Source organism: Clostridia bacterium (assembly GCA_016887505.1).
In the GTDB taxonomy this organism is placed as follows: Bacteria; Bacillota; TC1; order TC1; family UBA5767; genus UBA5767.
Window position 1 is genome coordinate 999,960 of the sequence record CP069393.1, and the last position, 19,828, is coordinate 1,019,787.

Sequence of the window (19,828 nt, forward strand, 5' to 3'; positions counted from 1 at the left end):
CCCTACTTAATAATCTTTATGCGGTAGCGAGCTAATATATCCCCACCTAACACGAAGAACAAGATTGCACCTTGTAACATAGTAGCAGTAGCTGCTGGTATGCCAAACATCTGAATTGAAAATCCACCGTTAATCAGACCACCGAATAACATGGAAACGAGTACAATCACGAATGGATTTAGTCTAGATAGCCAAGCCACAATAATGGCCGAGTAGCCCAAACCAATAGATAAGTGTGGATCCAATTTGTGAACTACACCAGAAACTTCCATCATGCCGCCCAAACCTGCTAAAGCTCCAGATAAGAGCATCACAAGGATAATATTCTTTCTTATGTTCATTCCAGCATAACGAGCTACGTTACGGCTTTCACCAATAATTTTCACTTCATAGCCCCACCGTGTACGATTCAATATAAAGAACAGCGCTACAGCAATTAATAAAGCAATTACCAACCCCAAGTGGACACGAGTAGTTCCATAGGTTGGTAGCCAAGCGTTGGCTGAAAATGTCTCTGTCTGTGGAAATCCAAATCCGCCTTTATCTTTCCATGGTCCATAAACAAAATAATCCAACACATTGATTGCAACATAATTCAACAGTAACGATGTTATTACCTCATTCACATTCCACTGAGATTTGGCGAACCCGGGAATAAGAGCCCAAAAGCCACCAGCTGCCATAGCAGCCAACATCATTGCAATAATTAGAAGAACGCGTGGCAAATCTGGAAAAGCTAGTGCTATACCAGTTGCTGCCAAGGCGCCTAGGAGAAGTTGTCCTTCAGCACCGATATTCCAGATTACCATTTTAAAAGCCATTGCCACGCCGAAGCTACAAAGCATGAGTGGAATCGCTTTCACTAGTGTTTCTGAAAATCCGTATGCGCTACCAAAAGCACTTTTAAACATGACAGAATAAACTTCTATTGGACTTTGTCCTGTTAGTTTTAAGAATATCCCACTAAATACTAGTGCCAAAAACATGGAGAATATTGGGACGACAATATTTATCCAAACCGGAATCTGAAGTCGCTTTTCCATTACGATTTTAGATTTGGCTTCATTCTTGTCTGACATTTACGCATCCCCCTTTTTCTGAGCTCCGGCCATCATCATACCTATTTCGCCGATTTCTGCTTCTTCGATAGGAAGTTCTCCCATCAATTGCCCCTCGTACATGACAGCTATGCGGTCTGCCATTTTATAAATTTCATCAAGATCTTCAGAAATCAATAAGACTGCAGCCCCAGAATTTTTTTGTTTAATGAGCACATCATGAACAAAGTCAGTAGCCCCAATGTCTAAGCCTCGGATTGGATAAACGGCAACGACCAATTTAGGTTCAATACTCGTCTCACGTGCCAAAAGAAGTTTCTGTAAATTACCACCTGACATTAATTTTACCGGGCAATCAATGTTGGGGATTTTAACATCAAAATCATCCACCAAGCACTGCGCTTTTTCCCGTAACGCCTTTTTGTTCAGCAAAACAGATCCATATTTGTTAGAGCGGTATTCTTTAAGCAAAGCATTATCGATAACAGTCAGATTGGCTGCCAATCCCATACCATGTCGGTCTTCAGGAATAAAGGCCACACCTTTATCGATGATTTCCTGAATAGATTTTTTGGAAAGATCTTCGCCATCCAGTTCAATAGAACCTTCCGTAATTGGCCTGAGACCTGTGATGACTTCAGATAGTTCACGTTGCCCGTTACCAGCTACCCCGGCAATCCCTACGATTTCGCCACTACAAACATGGAGGGAAAAATCTTGAAGAGCGGGCAAACCTTTATCATTCGTTGCTGATACATTTTTGATGTATAAGGATTTTAGACCACAAGTATTGGTGGTGTTCTTACGACCCGTCGTCAATTCCTTACCTACCATTAGTTTGCCTAATTCTGCCGCACTAGTTTCTTTCTTCATCAAGGTGTTGATACTAATCCCATTCCGTAATACAGTAATACGGTCTGCAAAGTCCATAACTTCGTGCATCTTGTGTGTTATGAATACAATGGCCTTTCCATCATCAGCCATTCCTCGTAATATTCCGAATAAGTCATTAACTTCTTGCGGGGTCAATACTGCAGTAGGTTCATCTAAAATAAGTATATCCGCCCCTTTATAAAGCATTTTTATTATTTCCACACGCTGTTGTTCTCCAACAGATAGTTGCCAAATTCTCGAAGTAGGATTAACCTCAAGCTTAAATTTCTCTGAAATGGCCTTAATCTTTTTCTCAGTCTTATCCATCTTCAGAATAGCAGACTTCTTTTGTCCTAGCATCACATTTTCAGTTACTGTAAAGGGCTTGACCAGGCGAAAGTTCTGGTGGACCATGCCAATACCAGCTTCTATCGCTTCTTTAGGTGACTTGAAATCTCTAATCTCGCCATTGATATAGACATCCCCTTTATCTTGTTGGTATAAGCCAGTCAGGATATTCATTAAGGTACTCTTCCCTGCTCCATTTTCTCCAAGCAAAGCATGAATTTCTCCTCGATAAATCTCCAGATTGACTTGGTCATTGGCGACTACCCCTGGAAATGTTTTACGGATATCCACCATTTTAACAGCCAATTGCGACATAACACCCCTCCTTTTAAAAATAGAGGCTGGCTAAAGCCAGCCTCTATTGATTACCATGACCTACTCAGGAATTACTCCATTTACGCCTTCAACAAACCATGTCATGGATAATAGTTCTCCATCATCCAAGATTACACCATCAGCAACCATTTCATTGCCATCTTGGTCATTCAAAGGTCCTTCAAAAACATGGAAAGTTCCATCAATTATTGCTGCTTTTTGCGCTTCAACTTCTGCAACTACATCTTCAGGAACAATAGCATTCATCGGAGCAATATCAACGATACCATCCTCTAAACCGCCCCAATACTGACCTTCTACAAAAGTACCATCTACTGCAGCTTTAACTGCGGATACATAGTAAGGGCCCCAGTTCCATACAGCTGAGGTCAGATTTGCATTCGGTGCAAATGAGCTCATATCTGTGTTATAACCGACGGAATAAACGCCTGCTTCTTCCGCTGCCTGCTGTGGTCCAGGAGTATCTTGGTGTTGTGCAATTACATCAACCCCAGAGTCCAAGAGACCTTGTGCTGCATCTTTTTCTTTTGCAGGATCGTACCATGTATTCGTCCAAACTACGTTAACCATAGCATCCGGGTTAGCATCGCGCACACCAATCGTAAAGGCATTGATTCCACGAATAACTTCAGGAATTGGATGAGCAGCTACATATCCGATTTCATTTACTTCTGTCATTCTACCAGCTACCAAACCAGTCAGATATCTACTTTCGTATATTCTACCAAAGTAAGTACTCATGTTAGCAGCTGTTTTATAGCCTGAGCAATGGTAAAAAGTTACGTCAGGATATTTGTTGGCCACGTTTAGCGCAAAATCCATATAGCCGAAGCTTGTTGCGAATATTACACTACATCCCTGTTCAACTAGCTCAGTCATAACCCGTTCAGAATCAGAAGACTCAGCAACAGACTCAACATACACTACTTCAACATTCGGCATTTCTTCTTCAAGGTATTTTCTTCCTTGATCATGCGCATAGGTCCAACCAGCGTCTCCTGGAGGGCCAATGTAAATCATACCAACTTTAATTGGTTCCATACCAGGTTCTTCAACTGCTGGCTCTTCACCAGGTTCTTCAACCGCTGGCTCTTCCTCTGCATTACTACAACCGAACATGGCAAATGCCATAGACAGCACTACTAAAACTACGAGATACTTCCTAAATTTTTTCATGTCTTCCTCCCATTTTGTTAATACAAAATATGCAACATAGCGTTCTGACTAATTGACCCTCACAACTTGTCAGACATCTACACTATATAGATATTCGCTAGTTATGCGATTTTTCCTTCAAGCAAACGCAATTTTAACCTGATTTGTTTTCCTTGTCTAGAGGAACTACTATTCTTAAGGGTATCTGGTAAAACTGACTCCCTTAACAATCTAGTCCATACACAAATACATCACCAGTAGCTAATACAACTTTGTCCATGGATAAGCACATCCACTATTTTACCAAGGATTAGAAAAAAGAAACAGTATAATTGGGTTCATTGTTTATTCAAGACCATAACTACTTTCGTTTCCCTCTTCCGGTATGGTTTGTTCATTACTTCAGGCTAAAACGCAATCCTCCCCCCTTTCATCATCACCTCCAATATATCTTACTGTTCTTTCAAAACTCTTTAAACATAATGTAGATACTTGGGGTCATTTTTAAATTGTTATCACTTTTAGCTTTCAATTGCTAGATATTTCTATATTTAACGTTTTTTTGATATTATATTTATTATAAAGCTAAATGTAACACATTGCACTGATTTGCGAAAGGAGATTTTTAATGTCAAAACTAACTTTAATCGAAGGAATAGGCCCGAAGTATGAGGAAACGTTGAAATCTATCGGCGTCACTTCAACTGCGAAATTGTTAGAATCTGGAAAAACCCCATCAGGTCGCAAAAAGCTTGCTGAAGAAAGCGGAATCTCCCATAAACTGATTCTAACATGGGTCAACCACGCTGATTTGATGCGCATTAACGGGATCGGCGGAGAATATGCTGAACTTTTAGAAGCTTCCGGTGTGGATACAGTTCCTGAACTAGCGCATAGAAATCCGGGCAATCTCGCCACGAAAATGCAAGAGGTCAATGATGAAAAATCATTAGTTCGAAGAATCCCAACTGAAGAAATGATTTCTGATTGGATCGAAGAATCCAAAACCTTGCCAAGAGTGTTGGAATACTAATAATCCAATTAAGAAAATGGAACCTTTTGATAGAATCAGCCCATGGAACACAACCAATTCCATGGGCTTTTATTTATGCAAATATTAATTTACTAACTGCAGATTCCATACTTCTGTCGATGAACACCCTTTACCCCTCCATCTTTATAAAATCATCTTTTACCTACATCCTCTCTATGGAAGCTCAAAAATATGATAACGCAAGATGGCATGTTATAATTATCGTAGAATAGGTTAGGAGGTATATTATGAATCAAGACCTGTGTTTAGTCATCTCCGGTGAAGCAGGGCAAGGGATTCAAACTATTGAGGATTTGCTCGTCCGCACCATATCTAAGGAGTATTTTGTATGTTCATCCAAAGACATCATGAGCCGAGTACGAGGTGGCAATAACAGTACAGAAATTCGGATCAGCAGCCAAAACGTATTTGCTTACAAAGAAACTATCAATCTACTGTTTCTCCTAAACGATCACGCTCTAACTCGTCTACTACCACGGATCAATAGTGAAAGCACTATTTTTTCTGAAGAGGGTTTTATAGATAAAGGCCATCTTCAAGTTCCAACCAATCAGTTATATTCTATCCCCCTATCTAGTTTAGCAAAAAAAGCGGGTGGTAAGCTTTACACCAACACCATTCTAGTCGGTTATATAGTGGCCATTCTGGATTTGAACAAAGAAACTGCGCAAGAATTGATTGCTGATAAATTTTCAAAGAAAGATCAAACCATTATCGACCAAAATATTGAAGCCTTTAAACTAGGGTATGAAGCAGGCACTAGCACCCAGTACGAATGTCGCGAGATTAAAAACATCTCGAACATTCCGGAACCAACAAATTACAGCATTCTCGATGGCTCTGAAGCAATCTCCATTGGGGCACTAGCAGGAGGATGTAATTATATTTCTTCCTATCCTATGTCTCCTTCAACTGGTGTACTGATTAATTTAGCGCAAAACGGTGTGGCTTTCGATGTCTTGGTAGAACAAGCCGAAGATGAAATTGCTGCCCTTAACATGGTTCTTGGCGCCTGGTACGCAGGAGCTCGTGGCTTAGCAACCACTTCCGGCGGTGGCCTTGCCTTGATGCAAGAAGCCATTTCACTTGCTGGTATAACTGAAACGCCTTGTGTTATCCACCTAGCACAACGGCCGGGACCAGCCACTGGCTTACCTACACGCACAGAACAAGCTGATTTAAACCTTACACTCTATGCAGGACACGGTGAGTTTCCTAGAATCATCCTAGCACCAGGCACCTTAAAAGAAGGTATCGAATTAACCCAAAAGGCATTCTATTTGGCAGATGCCTATCAGGTCCCTGTATTTGTTCTAACGGATCAATTCTTTGTCGATTCTTTAGGAATGATGAAACATTTTACATTAGAAAACCAGCTAGATAAACCACATATTCAGAAAACAGAACAAGATTATAAACGTTATCTTCTTACAGAAAACGGGATATCTCCAAGGGGCATTCCAGGGTATGGAAATGGTTTCATCAAAGTGGACAGTGATGAGCATACAGAAGGTGGAATTATTACAGAAGATTTCGATATTCGAGTTTCCATGACTGATAAGCGCCTAAGCAAACAAAAAAGTATTCTAAAAAACTATATACAAGAAGAATGGTATGGTAAAAAAGACGCCTCTCAACTAATTATTGCATGGGGCTCAACCCACAGTGCTGTAAAAGAATGGATTGAGCGAAAAAATGATCCAGATATTGCCTACTTACATTTAAAGCAACTCTATCCGCTCCCACAATATCTAGGCGATTTGCTAAGAAATAAAACGATTTACTGCATCGAAGGAAACGCAACTGGTCAGTTGTCCAACTTGCTAACAACGGAATTGGATGCCCACGTAGACTACCGTATCCATAAATATGACGGCGCTCCTTTTTCATTGGAATATATTGAAGAAAGGTGGAATGAGGTGAATCATGGGTAAATATCATTATGATGAAAATATTGCTTGGTGCCCCGGATGCGGTGACTTCGGTATTCGCAATGCCCTTATAAAAGCACTTGAGTCCTTGGACCTTGATCCCCACCAATTAGTGATAACTTCAGGCATAGGACAGGCTGCCAAAATGCCCCAATATATCCAGACCAATTATTTTAATGGCTTGCATGGCCGGGCTCTTCCGCTAGCTGCTGCCATTAAATCTGTAAATCCTCGGTTAACGGTTATTGCTGAGGGTGGTGATGGTGATATGTATGGCGAAGGTGGTAATCATTTTCTGCATAACATTCGAAGAAACATCGATATAACACATATCGTGCATAACAATATGGTATATGGTCTCACTAAGGGACAGGCTTCGCCTACCTCTCAATTGGGGTATAAGACACCTCTTCAAGTTGACGGGGTAATTAGCGAGCCTTTCAATCCACTATTGATAGCCCTATCGATGGGTGCAACCTTTGTCGCCCGTTGTTTTTCCAGCAACGAAGAGCACTGTGCTAAAATCATCGAGCAAGCAATTCTGCATAAAGGGTATGCCCTCGTTGATATCTTTCAGCCTTGCGTCAGTTTCAATAAGGTTAATACATTTGCTTGGTATAAGGAAAACACCTATTACCTAGATGAGAAGGATCCAACTGATTCAATTGAGATGGCCTTTAATAAAGCACAAGAAAGCTCGCCTTTTCCTTTGGGAATCCTATACCAAAAGAAGGGTAAAAAAACGTATGAAGAAAACTGTGCTGTCTACAAGATTAGCGACCAACCAATCATCACAAGAAAAAGAGACCTATCTGCAGTTCAAAAACTAATCGACCACAAATAGTGCTTTATAACCTATTCAATGACCAGTTGGCAGGGAGTAAATTTAGAGTATACAGTACGGTTTGTAAAAAGATATGAAATACTAAAAAAGGCTTTAGAAATTCTAAATGGAATTTCTAAAGCCTTTATATTCTGAAAATGAATTACTATAAGTGGTGCCCGAGACCGGAATTGAACCGGTACGAGGTTTAACCCTCGCAGGATTTTAAGTCCTGTGCGTCTGCCAGTTCCGCCACTCGGGCCCAAGACAAATAGTGGAGGCGACGCCCGGATTTGAACCGGGGATCAAGGAGTTGCAGTCCTGTGCCTTAGCCTCTTGGCTACGTCGCCATCTGGAGCGGAAGACGAGATTCGAACTCGCGACCCTCGCCTTGGCAAGGCGATGCTCTACCACTGAGCCACTTCCGCGTTTTATTTATGTGGTGCCTCGACGCGGAATTGAACCACGGACACGAGGATTTTCAGTCCTCTGCTCTACCAACTGAGCTATCGAGGCAAAGATATCAAAAATGGCGACCCCGATCGGATTTGAACCGACGATCTTCGGCGTGACAGGCCGACGTGTTAACCACTACACCACGGGGCCATTTTTGGTGGGCGATGACGGGATCGAACCGCCGACATCCTGCTTGTAAGGCAGGCGCTCTCCCAGCTGAGCTAATCGCCCGCATCTTTGACGCAAGTATGATTATACTGATGATAGACGTGAATGTCAACACTTTTAACATCATTTTTTACTTACGCCAATTATTCAAAAATGCTTTTTATAAATCGTATAGAGGCCTATATAGCGGTGCCATCGCCTCGTTCAGTTTCAGATAAATCTGGTAATACTCTTGGTACTCTTGGGTATTCTTTTCAATCGGTTCCATACTTTTCTTAAGTTTAATCCAGCCTTGCTCTAACTCTGAATAATCCGAGAATAGGCCCACAGATAGACCAGCGATATAAGCAATCCCCATTGCAGCGCCACCACTTTCAGGAACCTCAACTGGACGGCCTAAAGCATCGCTAAGTATTTGACACCACAAATCGGAGTTAGAGCCACCTCCAGTGACTACAATACGATTTACGGTATCTTCTATTGCATCCATACCCTGTTTCATTCCAAAGGTTAAGCCTTCCAATAATGAGCGGTACATATGCACAGGTGTATGGGTAAGTCCCAACCCAAATATTGAGCCCTTGGCTACAGCATCCGGTTCAGGTGTTCTAATGCCCATATAATGCGGTAATGTAATCAACTTATCCGACCCAATGGGTAACTTAGTAGCCTCCTCGTTTAGCCGGTCATAGCTATAGCCTTCACCAGCTATTTTTGTTCTAAGCCATTCTAGCCCTTGACCGCAAGCAATCATATTGGCTTTCCATTCTACCGTCCTACCCGTATCCGAAATATGGATTGAATCTATCACATCAAATAATTCTCGCTTACACATAATTTGGGTGCCGGCAGTACCCAAATAAATCATCATGTCTCCCTTATGCACAGCCCCATAGCCCACAAGACTAGCATAGCTATCCCCAGTACCAACGATAACAGGAATGCCTTCTGGCAAACCAGCCTCTGCAGCACGCGTATTGGTTGTACCTACAATTTGGTTCATGGGACCTGCCGGAGGTAGCTTGTTTTTATCAATCCCCAGCAAATCACACTGCTTTTGATCCCAATCATTTTTTTCAACATCAAATATTTCGCCATATACATTTGCGGTATCAACATCAACCATCGTTTTACCCGTCAGTTTGGCTACCAAATAACTATGCGGCAAAGTAAAATACTTGGTCTTTTCATAGAGATCAGGCTCATTCTCCTTAAACCAAAGAATCTTAGGCACCACCTTTTCCAAAGATATCTTTGTTTCGAGCTTTTCATTAGCCTCATCTAATTGTTTCACAGCTCTGTTGTCGATAAACAGAATGGAATTCCTAAGAGCTGTATCATTTTCATCCACTGCCATCATGGTAGGCACTAAAGCATCTACCCCAATCGCTTTAATGTCTGTCGCGTCTATACCTGATTTTTCAAGCATAGATTTAGAGAGTTCTTTAAAAGACTCCCAATAATTTGTTTCCGGATCATGTTCCGCCCATCCAGCATGTGGGCGCAGAATCTCATGTGGTTTAGTTGCTTCAGCCATAATACGACCTGAACAGTCTAAAATCATGCCTTTTGCACTTTGAGTTCCGATATCGAAACCTAGTAGATAGTCACTCATAATTTCTCCTATACACATATAGGATATGCTAAGCATATCCTATATCCTAACTATTTTCTTATTGACCTGAAACCTTTTGGAGATTGTTTCAAGGAGTAGTGTCTAGTTTTCTTCGTTAAATAAAAGTACCACTCTATATGTTTCCATAGCTTGCGCTCTTTCAAAGGCCCTGTCAATATCCTTTAGAGAATATGTTTCAGAAACCAAATCAGATACATCAATCAGTTTCTCTCCTAAAATCCTTGCAGACTTTTGGAAGCTGTCTTTGGTTGTTTTGATAGAGCCTGTAATTACAATCTCATCATAGTGAACATCGTTTGGAATAAAGCCCACCGGTTTTGCAGGGCGAACTGAACCATAGATGACCATGGTGCCACATTTAACTATGCATTTAAGGCCTTCTTCGATTGCCTTATTGCCTCCTGCTGTGAAGTAGCAGGCTTCTGCACCCCGTCCTTCCGTAATACTCTTAACAAAAGTACGTAAATCTTCTTCTAGCGGGTTAATTGCATAATCTGCACCAGCCTTTAGTGCCATTTCTCTTCTAGCAGCATCCGGCTCGCTTACCACAACGATTGCGCCTTTTAGTTTAGCCAATTTGACATGAAGAATTCCCATTACGCCGGCACCCTGCACAATTGCCACGTCTCCATAAGCAAGATGGCCTTTTTCTACACTTCTGACCACACAAGCCACGGGCTCAGCCAAGGTTGCATACGTCTCATCTACGCTTTCAGATATTGGGAACACTTCATAACCTTTGACTAGCATATACTCAGCAAGTCCACCAGGTCCCCACATTTCGCCTGGCTCATGTGTTTCGTCTGCATTTTCGCACAGATGGTCCAATCCTCTACGGCAGAAATAGCATTCCCCACAACGTGTCAAGGAAGCCACAACAATTTTTTGGCCAGGAACTAGATTTTGAGCTACACCCTCGCCACATTTGACAACTTCGCCACAGATTTCATGGCCGCCATGAAACGGATAATCTTCCACACCACCGTTATAGTAGCGTTGCTCCATGGTACACAAACCAACTGCTTTTACTTTTACTAAAACCTGCCCATATCCGGGTTCCGGAATTGGTGCATCTTGTATTTCAAATGTTTCTTTTGCTACAATTATTGCTTTTTTCATCATTAACCCCTATCTGAGAATCTTCTCAATATCCATTTTGCTGGCATTGCCATGAATTACTTCAGCAAGAGCTTTCGCCATCAGTTTGGGATTCTCATGTCCCCATACATTACGGCCGATTGCTACACCGCTTGCTCCTGCATCAATGGCATCTTTGATGGAACAAACAAAGTCTACATCGTTGTCAGTCTTTGCACCACCCAATACTAAAATGGGTACAAAAGAATGCTTTACAACATCCGCAAATCCCTCACAATAGGGCATTTTTATCATATCAACGCCGATTTCACTAGCGATTCTAGCATTTGCAGCTAGATTGGTTACATTCTTTAATTCTTTAGGACTATCGAAACCACCTGGAACCATCTCACCTATCACTGGCATATTCCAAGGTTCGCATTCATTAACAGTAGCTGCAATTGCATCTAACGTAATTTCTTCAACGCCAGTACCAGTACCACCATTTACGATAACTGCATCAGCAGCCAAGGATAACGCTTGTTCTACACCAAACGTTTTTCTACTCTCATGAGCATCTTTGGACATTAGTGTTGGTGGCAAGTCGGTGCGCATAATTAAGCCCAAACCTATCATCTGATCAGCATATTTTTTTGCAGCACCCGGATTCAACAACACGCCGTCCGCTCCGCCTTCTTTGATCAGTTCGATAATCTCACCCATGTTTTCCAAACCAGCAGGTGCACTAAACGTACCATGATCCATCGCTACAATAAATGCCTTACCATCACTCTTCAAAATATTGCTCAGTCTACGTTCTTTTCCCATAATAACCTCCCATTTCTATTTACTACAGCAAGCTCTGTTCGATGTCTTGTACCCATCTTTTTCCCAGTTTTTTTGCCGTATCTAACAATGATTCATTTTCTTTGACAGGGTAATAATCTGTCTTATGTGCATATATATTCTCATAATGCTCCGCATTAATGTCGTTGCATAAATGATCTATAATGGCTTCTTGCCTATTGCAGCATTCATCGCCAAAGCTACCATTCGTTCCAGCGAATATCAGTTTCTTTCGCAAAGCAATTCTACTTTGGAATGTCCACGATTCATCGTCGTTTTCCACCATTTCGTTATAACGGAATTGGCGATCAATGAACATCTTGCACTGAGCATTCATACCGCCATAATAGGTCGGCGCTCCCACAATTACACCATGGGCATGCTCAATCAAAGGATAAATATCATCCATGTCATCTCTTAAAGAGCATCCATTCACCTTACGGCAATAGCCACAGTCTTGACATGGTCTAAATTTCAAACTATTAACGTAGACTTTGTCTATGTTAAGTGTAATACCTGATTCTTTGGCACCCTCAAGTACAGCATCAATCAGTGTGTCCGTATTTCTATGTTTCTTGGGTGAACATACTACTGCCAATAAATTCATCCAGTATCCTCCTAGGACTCCCTATAAAGTTTCATTTCAAATATATACTTATCTCCTCTGTGCCAGGAATAAGCCAACTCCATAGGTCTATTGTTATCACTATAGGTAATTCTCTCAACAAAAAAAATAGGGCTTCCTTCATCAAGTTGGAGATGCTTCGCAATTGCACCACTCGTAGTTCGCGCTTCCATTCTCTGCTTAGCTTGTATGGGGTCAATCCCATATTCTTTGCTTGCCGTTTCATAGAGTCCATGATTAATAAAGTCATGATGATCTAAATTCGGAAACATCTTTACTGGTAAGTAGCTTTTTTGATAAGACATAGCCTCTTTGTTAGCATACCGTACCCGCACCAAGCAGAATACTTCTTCTTCTGCCTTCAAATTGAGTATCTCCTGTACATCCTCATCTGGATACATCTTCGTCATGGAAATTACATCAGAATGCGTTTCATAGCCCTTTTTCTTCATATCATCTGCAAAACTTGTTAGGGTGGCTACAGATTTTTCTACTCTTGGTTTGCAGACAAAGGTTCCTTTACCATGAACCCTGTATAGTTGACCATCCGTTACCAGCTGCGTTACTGCATGTCTAGCCGTCATGCGACTAATCTCATAGCGTTTGGCTAGTTTTTCTTCCGACTCAATGCGATCGCCTGGTTTCAAATCTCCCTTGTTGATTCTTTCTAGAATTTCCTGTTTGATTTGGTAGTAAATGGGTATCGGTGTACTGGTATCAATTGGCATTGTTTTCTCCTTCACACACGTATATACGACTACACAAGTATTATAGTATATACATGAGAAAATATCAATAAAAAATAAAACGTCACTGACGTTTTATCTATAAGCAATAAAGTGGGAAGCACTGTAAGCCTGATTCTGTCTAGGATAATCATCTTTCTTACTTTGTTCTTAACAAAGCACCCGGGTTCGGTTCATTTTCCTAAACCGGGTTCCCCTCTCAGAGGGTTTCTAGCAAGGTGGGGTTTACGTCGTCTCACTCCCATCGTCGCCGATGGGCATCGTCACTATGGCACTTTAAAGATATTCTCATCCACGAGGGATGATTTCTCTGCCGTAAGGTTACCCTCCCGTGGTTTGCACCACGCACCTTTCCTGTAAGCAGGCTCCACACCCGGTGTAAATCACCTCTCAGCTTACGCTAGCCAGGACTTTCCTCACAACTATTGTTGCGCGATTATCTTATGCTTCCTACAACATTATAATCTAGTTCAATAAAAAAGGGAACCGAAACATCAGTTCCCAAGAATTTGCAATATTTCTTTAAAAAATAAATCACATGTATCTATGATTTTTACGATAGAATCCTTATCAATTCTTTCCAAATGAATGCCCCCGGTCACTACAACTGGTTGATTTAACGTTGCAGCTAATATTTCAGCATTCTTCCTAAGTGGTGCCTCATCCAAATGTCCGATGCGATTGAATACCGATGAAGTAGCACTTATACTGCCATCACCTGTCAAGCTGGTTCTTGGCTCAGCTAGAATTAGGGTCCCAATATGCGAATCCCCTCCACCAATCGCCACTACCACACCTCTATTCATTCTCGTGATATGCGCCTCAAGCTTCACTAAATCTGTACTTTTTTTATGTATGTATTGTTTCATCAGCTGATAGATACTCTCTTCCCGGTTGCAATATAGACTGCATTTTCTGCAATATTGGTTATATGGTCTCCGATTCTTTCCATGAATTTTGCTGCAAGCATAAGCTGTAATGCCTGTTTTGCAGTACTGGGGTCTTGTTGAATTACGTTGACTAGTTCTGAACCAATGGCCCCATATAACTCATCAATTTGGTCATCCCACTCGCCGATTTTTTCAGCCTTGCCTGAATCTCCTAAGACATACGCATCCAAAGCTTTATCTAACATTAGTTGCGCGATCTGAGCCATCTTAGGTATATCTGTCAATGGTTTGATAAGTTCTTCATCTTGCAATTTTATGGTAATCTTTGCAATATCTTCTGCATAGTCTGCAATTCTTTCCAAATCCAACACCGTTTTGATACCCGCTTCTATCTTCCGAAGATCAGTAGCCACAGGCTGTTGTGTTGCAATCATACGGATGCATGCCGTTTCTATTTCCTGCATCTTATTGTCGATTTGGTCATCTGCCTTCCTAACCTCCTCTGCAAGAGATACATTTTTCGTTTTCAGTGACTCTGTAGCCTTAATGATGGCTTCCTTGGTCATTGCACCCATGCTCAATATCTCATTTTGCAAGCGTTCTAGTTCCTGTAAATATCCTTGCCTTGTATCCATGTTAGTAACCCCCAGCTTTTACTCTACCAATTATCATTGCTAACGCATAATTATCCATATAAAACGCTTCAATGATACTTAGTAACTTTCTCCAAAAATTCAATTTTCCCTTCACTATTATACATGCCTTTTGCATAATAGACAGCATTACACACCTTATCTTATTTGAAAGTACAAATCGATACACTAATTATAGCTGGAAATTATTGTTCTAGGATGTTCATTGCATTAAGATTTTGTTAAATTAAACCAATTCAGTACGAATATACTCAACTACTTTTTCAGTTCCTTCATCTACCGCCTTTCGCATGATTCCCGTTCCTACAATGATGCCATTGGCATACTGAGATAGATAGTCCACATCTTTTTTAGTTCTTATGCCAAAACCTACAGCCAACGGTAGGTCTGTATAGCTTCTAACTTCTTGTAGAAAATCTACCACCTTTTGGTCAAAGCACCCTTGTTTTCCCGTTACACCAGAATAAGAAACACAATAGACAAATCCACTCATACCCTTCACTATTGTTTCAATCCGCTCATGACTGTGCTCAGAAACCAATGGAACTAACGATAAGACCGGTCCTTCTTTGTTAGTATTGTGAATGGCTCTCACTAGTCCCTCCCTATGTTCCATTGGAAGATCTGGAACGACCAATCCGTCCACCCCGCATTTTTTGCACTGATTGGCAAACTGCTTCTCCCCATAGTTCAAGATGGTATTGTAGTAAACCAGCAACACAATTGGCTTGTCGCTGTCTTCCCTCAGGGATTTAACCATAGAAAATACAGTATCTGGTGTGGTACCGTTTTTAAGGGACCTTGTTGCTGCCTCCTGTAACAAGGGCCCATCAGCCAAAGGATCCGAGTAGGGAAGGCCAAATTCAAGCAGACCTACACCTGATTCCATCATCTTACTAGCCAGTGCTACTGTATCACCGATTGCTGGGTCTCCAGCGGTTACGTAACCAATCAGTAAATGTTTATTTTCTTTTTTGCTTCTTGCAAATGCGTTTGCTATACGGTCCATCATACCCTCCTAAATCCTATCTACATCCTTATCGCCCCGACCCGATAACAATACCACGATGCCATCTTCTCGCTCGTAGCGTTTGGCAACCTTCATCCCTAAAGCAAGGGCATGCGCGCTTTCTAAGGCAGGGATAATGCCTTCTGCCTTGGTTAAAACCAAAAAGGCATTTTTTGCTTCATCGTCAGTAATAGCCTCATAGCAAGCCCTACCACTTTCATGCAGTTTAGCATGCAATGGTCCAACGCCGGGATAATCTAATCCTGCTGAAATCGAGTAGGCAGGTTGAATGTTTCCCGCTTCATCTTGTAAAACATATGTTTTCATTCCTTGGATAACTCCGATACGACCTTTATTTATCGCGGCACCATGAAAACTTGTATTCAATCCTTCTCCACCAGCCTCTGCACCGAATAGTTCTACATCCTCCTCTATAATATATGAATCAAAGATGCCCGCTGCATTGCTCCCCCCTCCTACACAAGCCACAATGGCTTTGGGGTGTTTACCTTCTTCTTCTAAGTATTGCGCTTTACATTCCCTGCCAATAACCGACTGAAAATGCTGCACCATTTCAGGGTACGGGGAAGGACCTACGACTGAGCCTATACAATAAAAGGTGTCTTGCGCACAAGCACTCCACGAACGAATCGCCTCGTTGGTCGCATCCTTTAAGGTCATACTTCCGCTCGTAACCTCCACCACCTTGGCTCCCAATAAGCGCATTCTTTTCACATTCAGTCGTTGTCTTTCAATATCTTCCTTACCCATGAAGACAGTGCATTCCATTGAAAATAAGGCTGCACCCGTTGCCGTTGCAACGCCGTGTTGGCCTGCTCCAGTCTCCGCCATAACCTTGGTAAATCCCATACGTTTGGCTAATAAGAGCTGTCCAAGCACATTGTTAATCTTATGCGAGCCCGTATGATTCAGGTCTTCTCGCTTTAAATATATTTTTGCTCCGCCAACAATTTCTGTCAGATTTTTTGCTAGGTATAGTGGTGTTTGTCTTCCACTATATTTTTGAAGAAGCGTCTTAAGTTCATAATTGAATTCGGGATCATCCTTAGCTTCATAGTAAGCCTTCTTCAGCTTTAATACCGTGGGCATGAGTGATTCTGGTAGATAGCTACCCCCAAATACTCCAAACGGCTTATCCTTAACGCGCATTTCGTACCTCCTCCATAAACTTCCTAATCTTCATATCGTCTTTCTTACCTTCTGTTTCTACACCACTACTTACATCTATCACAGACGGGCTGAGGGCACAAATAGCCTCTCTAACGTTTGAGGTGTTCAATCCGCCAGCCAATACCAAGCGTTCCTTCGGTACAAATCCATTTATCTTGTTCCAATTTAGTGTTTGATTGTTGCCGCCCGGGCTAGTTTGGGTCATTGCATCCAATAGTACTTTTTCTACCTTTTCCAAATAGGATATACACTTTTTCGCACTATCTGTATTTCCAGGAAGGGCCTTCCAAATGGATCCGCCCAATTTACCAATATATTCTAGTGACTCGTTGCCATGCAACTGAACAATGTCCAAGCCCACCTTACTACGAATTAGGTTTATATTCTCAACTGTTTCATCGACGAATACTCCTACTCTTTGAATGTTCGGATCTAACCTTCTTGCAATTTCCATTGCTTTTTCTAAGCTCACTCTACGCCTACTATTCGCAAACACAAATCCCACATAATCTGCTTTCATATGATTGAGCACTTCAATTGTCTCAAGTGAGCTAATGCCACAGATTTTAATCTTTGTATTCATGGTAGCCTGACCTCAATTCCGCTGCTTTTTCTTCAATACTTTTAGCCCTCATAAACGTTTCACCTACCAAGATTGCATCCATTCTTACTTGAGAAAGAAATTCAATATCTTCCTTTGTATTGATGCCACTCTCGCTCACCAACAAGGTTTTTTTATCGACTTCTTTTGCTAGGTCAATTGTGGTCTTTAAAGAAACCTGAAACGTTTTTAGATTTCTGTTGTTGATGCCAATAATGTTCGCACCTGCCTCTTGTGCCTTATATAGATTTTCTGCATCGTGTGCCTCTACCAGCGCATCCATGCCCAGCATATTTCCTAGTCCAATAAATTTCTTAAGTGTTTCCAAATCCAACAGTTCAGAAATTAAGAGAAAAGCAGAGGCCCCTAAGATTTTACTTTCATAAATTTGATACTCATCTATGATGAAATCCTTTCTTAGAAATGGCAGCATTGGCAAATGTTCCACTACCCGAGCCAAATAACTGTTAGAGCCCAAAAAATAGTCTTCTTCTGTGAGCACAGAGATTCCTTCCACATTTCCAGCGTACTGTAATGCAAGCTGCACAGGATGGAAAGGGTCTTTTATGAGTCCTTTAGAAGGAGAGGCCTTCTTGATTTCTCCAATAATGGACAGGCCTCTTTGTTCCAATGCCCCCCTGAAACTAGTCTTTGGGGGCATCTCCAAAGATTGGAGCATGAAATCAGATAAAGGATACTCTTTTTTCGTTCGTTCTAATCTATTGCGTTTTTTATCTGCGATGTCATTGAGTATCATGTTGTTCTCCAATCCTAGTGGATGCTTCGCGGAAGTTTTCCAAAAAGCCATAGGCTTCACCTTTTTCCAACACAGCCAAAGCTTTTTCTATTCCTTCAGACAGATTGTCTGCTAGGCCACTAACGTAAATCGCTGCCCCTGCATTCATGGCCACAAAATCTCTCTTGGCTCCTGTTATTCTTCCAGAAAGAATTTCTTGTAAAATCTCTTTGTTGTCTTTTTTCTCATTTCCCTCTAAATCCTCCATCCGGCAGCTGCTGATTCCAAAATCGCGGGGATGTATTCGGTAATTATGAATCGTATTTCCCTCGATTTCACATACGATTGTTTCACCGGTCACACTAATCTCATCCAGGCCATCGACACCATGAACTACTAAGCCCCGGGTCACGCCCAGTGTCTTTAAAGCTTCTGCCATTACGGGCACTAAATGAGCACTGCTAACACCAAGAACCTGTTTTTGTACTTGTGCTGGATTCGAAAGTGGTCCCAACAGATTGAAGATCGTCCTAAACCCTAATTCTTTACGAATGGGTCCTACATATTTCATCGCAGGATGATAAACCTGGGCAAACATAAATCCCATACCCGTTTCACGATACAAAGCCAAGGCTTGATTTGGATTCAGACTAATATTAATCCCCAATTCTTCCAAAACATCCGCACTACCACATTTGCTGCTGGCAGAGCGATTTCCGTGCTTCATCACCTTTACCCCGGCCGCAGCCGCCACAAAGGCTGAGGCTGTAGATACATTGATCGTATTTAACTGATCGCCACCGGTTCCCACAATATCTAGCGCTTCATCAGCAATACCATCAATTCTATGCATATGCTTTCTCAACGCTTTCGCACCACCGATAATTTCTTGATCAGATTCTCCTTTTAAGGATAAGGCTGTCAAAAAAGAAGCGGTCAGTGCCGGGCTCAATTCATCATTCATCATGGCATGAATCATCTTATAGGTCTCATCGCTACTAAGATTTACCTTATTCATCAATTTCATCAACTCATTACTTTTCATCATTAGCTACCTCCAAAAATGCTTCTACCATTTCTTTCCCATATTGCGTGAGTATAGATTCAGGATGGAATTGCAATCCATACAAAGGATATTCCTTATGCTGGATAGCCATAACTTCACCATCCTCCGTGTGGGCTAATACCGTAAAGCATTCCGGTAAAGATTTCTTCTCAAGTATCAAAGAATGATATCTTCCCACGGTAATAACCCTAGGTAGTTTCGAAAATATGGACTCTCCTTGGGTTAGAATACTAGATGTCTTACCGTGATAAATTTTGGGTGCATAGGTCACCTTTGCACCATGCACAGCTCCAATAGCTTGATGGCCCAAGCATACACCCAGCATAGGGATTTTTTTTCCAAAGTGCTCAATGATTTGCATAGTTAGACCTGCTTGTTCTGGTCGTCCAGGTCCAGGAGAAATCACGATGGCCTTGGGAACCATAGCCTCAATCTCGTCCAAACTTATCTCGTCATTTCTTTTGACCAAAACCTCATCACCATAAAGACTAAGCATTTGGTAAAGATTATATGTAAATGAATCATAATTATCGATTAATAGAATCATAGC

At 41.6% G+C, this 19,828-nt stretch carries 19 protein-coding genes, 6 tRNA genes and 1 other RNA gene; 3 read left to right on the forward strand and 23 right to left on the reverse strand.

The window, feature by feature from the left end; genetic code table 11:
- Positions 1-2: 2 nt before the first annotated feature.
- The 3 genes from JR334_04995 to JR334_05005 are packed head-to-tail and all read right to left on the reverse strand — an operon-like array spanning position 3 to position 3,791.
- On the reverse strand, positions 3-1,079 hold the full coding sequence (locus JR334_04995; protein QRN86579.1) for an ABC transporter permease: 1,077 nt from the start codon (positions 1,077-1,079) through the stop codon (positions 3-5).
- Positions 1,080-2,594, reverse strand: coding sequence for an ABC transporter ATP-binding protein (locus JR334_05000; protein QRN86580.1), 1,515 nt, complete (start codon positions 2,592-2,594; stop codon positions 1,080-1,082).
- A gap of 60 nt (positions 2,595-2,654) precedes the next feature.
- The gene (locus JR334_05005) at positions 2,655-3,791 is read right to left on the reverse strand and encodes a BMP family ABC transporter substrate-binding protein (GenBank protein ID QRN86581.1); all 1,137 of its coding nucleotides are present in this window, start codon (positions 3,789-3,791) and stop codon (positions 2,655-2,657) included.
- Between the two features lie 607 nt (positions 3,792-4,398).
- On the opposite strand from JR334_05005, the gene JR334_05010 reads away from it, so the two are divergent.
- The 3 genes from JR334_05010 (at position 4,399) to JR334_05020 (ending at position 7,599) form a co-directional block, all read left to right on the forward strand.
- Positions 4,399-4,803 carry a DUF4332 domain-containing protein gene (locus JR334_05010; protein ID QRN86582.1) on the forward strand — a complete coding sequence of 135 codons (405 nt, stop codon included), beginning with the start codon at positions 4,399-4,401 and terminating at the stop codon, positions 4,801-4,803.
- Positions 4,804-5,051: 248 nt separating this feature from the next.
- Positions 5,052-6,758 carry a 2-oxoacid:acceptor oxidoreductase subunit alpha gene (locus tag JR334_05015; protein ID QRN86583.1) on the forward strand — a complete coding sequence of 569 codons (1,707 nt, stop codon included), beginning with the start codon at positions 5,052-5,054 and terminating at the stop codon, positions 6,756-6,758.
- Positions 6,751-7,599, forward strand: a complete 849-nt coding sequence (locus JR334_05020; protein ID QRN86584.1) for a 2-oxoacid ferredoxin oxidoreductase — start codon at positions 6,751-6,753, stop codon at positions 7,597-7,599. The genes JR334_05015 and JR334_05020 overlap by 8 nt, the downstream gene beginning before the upstream one ends.
- A gap of 152 nt (positions 7,600-7,751) precedes the next feature.
- Here the strand turns inward: JR334_05020 and JR334_05025 are convergent.
- The 20 genes from JR334_05025 to JR334_05120 form a co-directional block, all read right to left on the reverse strand.
- Positions 7,752-7,840: transfer RNA gene (locus JR334_05025), tRNA-Leu, on the reverse strand.
- 13 nt (positions 7,841-7,853) lie between these two features.
- Positions 7,854-7,928, reverse strand: a tRNA-Cys gene (locus tag JR334_05030).
- Between the two features lie 3 nt (positions 7,929-7,931).
- Positions 7,932-8,006 (reverse strand) — tRNA-Gly (locus tag JR334_05035).
- 12 nt (positions 8,007-8,018) lie between these two features.
- Positions 8,019-8,094: transfer RNA gene (locus JR334_05040), tRNA-Phe, on the reverse strand.
- A 14-nt stretch (positions 8,095-8,108) separates the two neighbouring features.
- Positions 8,109-8,184: transfer RNA gene (locus JR334_05045), tRNA-Asp, on the reverse strand.
- Positions 8,185-8,189: 5 nt separating this feature from the next.
- Positions 8,190-8,265, reverse strand: a tRNA-Val gene (locus JR334_05050).
- A 97-nt stretch (positions 8,266-8,362) separates the two neighbouring features.
- The gene (locus tag JR334_05055) at positions 8,363-9,817 is read right to left on the reverse strand and encodes a hypothetical protein (GenBank protein ID QRN86585.1); all 1,455 of its coding nucleotides are present in this window, start codon (positions 9,815-9,817) and stop codon (positions 8,363-8,365) included.
- A gap of 102 nt (positions 9,818-9,919) precedes the next feature.
- Positions 9,920-10,957, reverse strand: coding sequence for an alcohol dehydrogenase catalytic domain-containing protein (locus tag JR334_05060; protein ID QRN86586.1), 1,038 nt, complete (start codon positions 10,955-10,957; stop codon positions 9,920-9,922).
- A 9-nt stretch (positions 10,958-10,966) separates the two neighbouring features.
- The gene (locus JR334_05065) at positions 10,967-11,743 is read right to left on the reverse strand and encodes a deoxyribose-phosphate aldolase (GenBank protein QRN86587.1); all 777 of its coding nucleotides are present in this window, start codon (positions 11,741-11,743) and stop codon (positions 10,967-10,969) included.
- A gap of 22 nt (positions 11,744-11,765) precedes the next feature.
- Positions 11,766-12,368 (reverse strand): flavodoxin family protein, encoded by a 603-nt coding sequence (locus tag JR334_05070; protein QRN86588.1) that lies wholly within the window; start codon positions 12,366-12,368, stop codon positions 11,766-11,768.
- Between the two features lie 11 nt (positions 12,369-12,379).
- Positions 12,380-13,114, reverse strand: a complete 735-nt coding sequence (locus JR334_05075; protein QRN86589.1) for a GntR family transcriptional regulator — start codon at positions 13,112-13,114, stop codon at positions 12,380-12,382.
- A gap of 119 nt (positions 13,115-13,233) precedes the next feature.
- Positions 13,234-13,581, reverse strand: an RNA gene (rnpB, locus tag JR334_05080) — RNase P RNA component class B.
- Positions 13,582-13,626: 45 nt separating this feature from the next.
- Entirely contained in the window at positions 13,627-14,001 is a 375-nt protein-coding gene (locus JR334_05085) for a hypothetical protein (protein ID QRN86590.1), read from the reverse strand.
- Positions 14,001-14,657, reverse strand: coding sequence for a phosphate signaling complex protein PhoU (gene phoU / locus JR334_05090; GenBank protein QRN86591.1), 657 nt, complete (start codon positions 14,655-14,657; stop codon positions 14,001-14,003). The genes JR334_05085 and phoU overlap by 1 nt, the downstream gene beginning before the upstream one ends.
- Before the next feature lie 244 nt (positions 14,658-14,901).
- Complete coding sequence (locus JR334_05095; GenBank protein QRN86592.1) at positions 14,902-15,684, reverse strand: tryptophan synthase subunit alpha; 783 nt, start codon at positions 15,682-15,684, stop codon at positions 14,902-14,904.
- 9 nt (positions 15,685-15,693) lie between these two features.
- Positions 15,694-16,854: a tryptophan synthase subunit beta gene (gene trpB, locus JR334_05100; GenBank protein ID QRN86593.1), complete on the reverse strand. Its 1,161-nt coding sequence runs from the start codon at positions 16,852-16,854 to the stop codon at positions 15,694-15,696.
- Entirely contained in the window at positions 16,844-17,458 is a 615-nt protein-coding gene (locus JR334_05105; protein ID QRN86594.1) for a phosphoribosylanthranilate isomerase, read from the reverse strand. Before JR334_05105 ends, trpB begins: the two co-directional genes overlap by 11 nt.
- Positions 17,442-18,233, reverse strand: coding sequence for an indole-3-glycerol phosphate synthase TrpC (trpC, locus tag JR334_05110; GenBank protein QRN86595.1), 792 nt, complete (start codon positions 18,231-18,233; stop codon positions 17,442-17,444). The genes JR334_05105 and trpC overlap by 17 nt, the downstream gene beginning before the upstream one ends.
- The gene (trpD, locus tag JR334_05115; protein ID QRN86861.1) at positions 18,220-19,257 is read right to left on the reverse strand and encodes an anthranilate phosphoribosyltransferase; all 1,038 of its coding nucleotides are present in this window, start codon (positions 19,255-19,257) and stop codon (positions 18,220-18,222) included. Before trpD ends, trpC begins: the two co-directional genes overlap by 14 nt.
- The gene (locus tag JR334_05120) at positions 19,247-19,825 is read right to left on the reverse strand and encodes an aminodeoxychorismate/anthranilate synthase component II (GenBank protein QRN86596.1); all 579 of its coding nucleotides are present in this window, start codon (positions 19,823-19,825) and stop codon (positions 19,247-19,249) included. The genes trpD and JR334_05120 overlap by 11 nt, the downstream gene beginning before the upstream one ends.
- Positions 19,826-19,828 lie beyond the last annotated feature (3 nt).

Coding starts and splice junctions, on each gene's coding strand:
- JR334_04995 (QRN86579.1), bottom strand. CDS start 1,079: ATGTCAGACAAGAATGAAGCCAAATCTAAAATCGTAATGGAAAAGCGA.
- JR334_05000 (QRN86580.1), bottom strand. CDS start 2,594: ATGTCGCAATTGGCTGTTAAAATGGTGGATATCCGTAAAACATTTCCA.
- JR334_05005 (QRN86581.1), bottom strand. CDS start 3,791: ATGAAAAAATTTAGGAAGTATCTCGTAGTTTTAGTAGTGCTGTCTATG.
- JR334_05010 (QRN86582.1), top strand. CDS start 4,399: ATGTCAAAACTAACTTTAATCGAAGGAATAGGCCCGAAGTATGAGGAA.
- JR334_05015 (QRN86583.1), top strand. CDS start 5,052: ATGAATCAAGACCTGTGTTTAGTCATCTCCGGTGAAGCAGGGCAAGGG.
- JR334_05020 (QRN86584.1), top strand. CDS start 6,751: ATGGGTAAATATCATTATGATGAAAATATTGCTTGGTGCCCCGGATGC.
- JR334_05055 (QRN86585.1), bottom strand. CDS start 9,817: ATGAGTGACTATCTACTAGGTTTCGATATCGGAACTCAAAGTGCAAAA.
- JR334_05060 (QRN86586.1), bottom strand. CDS start 10,957: ATGAAAAAAGCAATAATTGTAGCAAAAGAAACATTTGAAATACAAGAT.
- JR334_05065 (QRN86587.1), bottom strand. CDS start 11,743: ATGGGAAAAGAACGTAGACTGAGCAATATTTTGAAGAGTGATGGTAAG.
- JR334_05070 (QRN86588.1), bottom strand. CDS start 12,368: ATGAATTTATTGGCAGTAGTATGTTCACCCAAGAAACATAGAAATACG.
- JR334_05075 (QRN86589.1), bottom strand. CDS start 13,114: ATGCCAATTGATACCAGTACACCGATACCCATTTACTACCAAATCAAA.
- JR334_05085 (QRN86590.1), bottom strand. CDS start 14,001: ATGAAACAATACATACATAAAAAAAGTACAGATTTAGTGAAGCTTGAG.
- phoU (QRN86591.1), bottom strand. CDS start 14,657: ATGGATACAAGGCAAGGATATTTACAGGAACTAGAACGCTTGCAAAAT.
- JR334_05095 (QRN86592.1), bottom strand. CDS start 15,684: ATGGACCGTATAGCAAACGCATTTGCAAGAAGCAAAAAAGAAAATAAA.
- trpB (QRN86593.1), bottom strand. CDS start 16,854: ATGCGCGTTAAGGATAAGCCGTTTGGAGTATTTGGGGGTAGCTATCTA.
- JR334_05105 (QRN86594.1), bottom strand. CDS start 17,458: ATGAATACAAAGATTAAAATCTGTGGCATTAGCTCACTTGAGACAATT.
- trpC (QRN86595.1), bottom strand. CDS start 18,233: ATGATACTCAATGACATCGCAGATAAAAAACGCAATAGATTAGAACGA.
- trpD (QRN86861.1), bottom strand. CDS start 19,257: ATGAAAAGTAATGAGTTGATGAAATTGATGAATAAGGTAAATCTTAGT.
- JR334_05120 (QRN86596.1), bottom strand. CDS start 19,825: ATGATTCTATTAATCGATAATTATGATTCATTTACATATAATCTTTAC.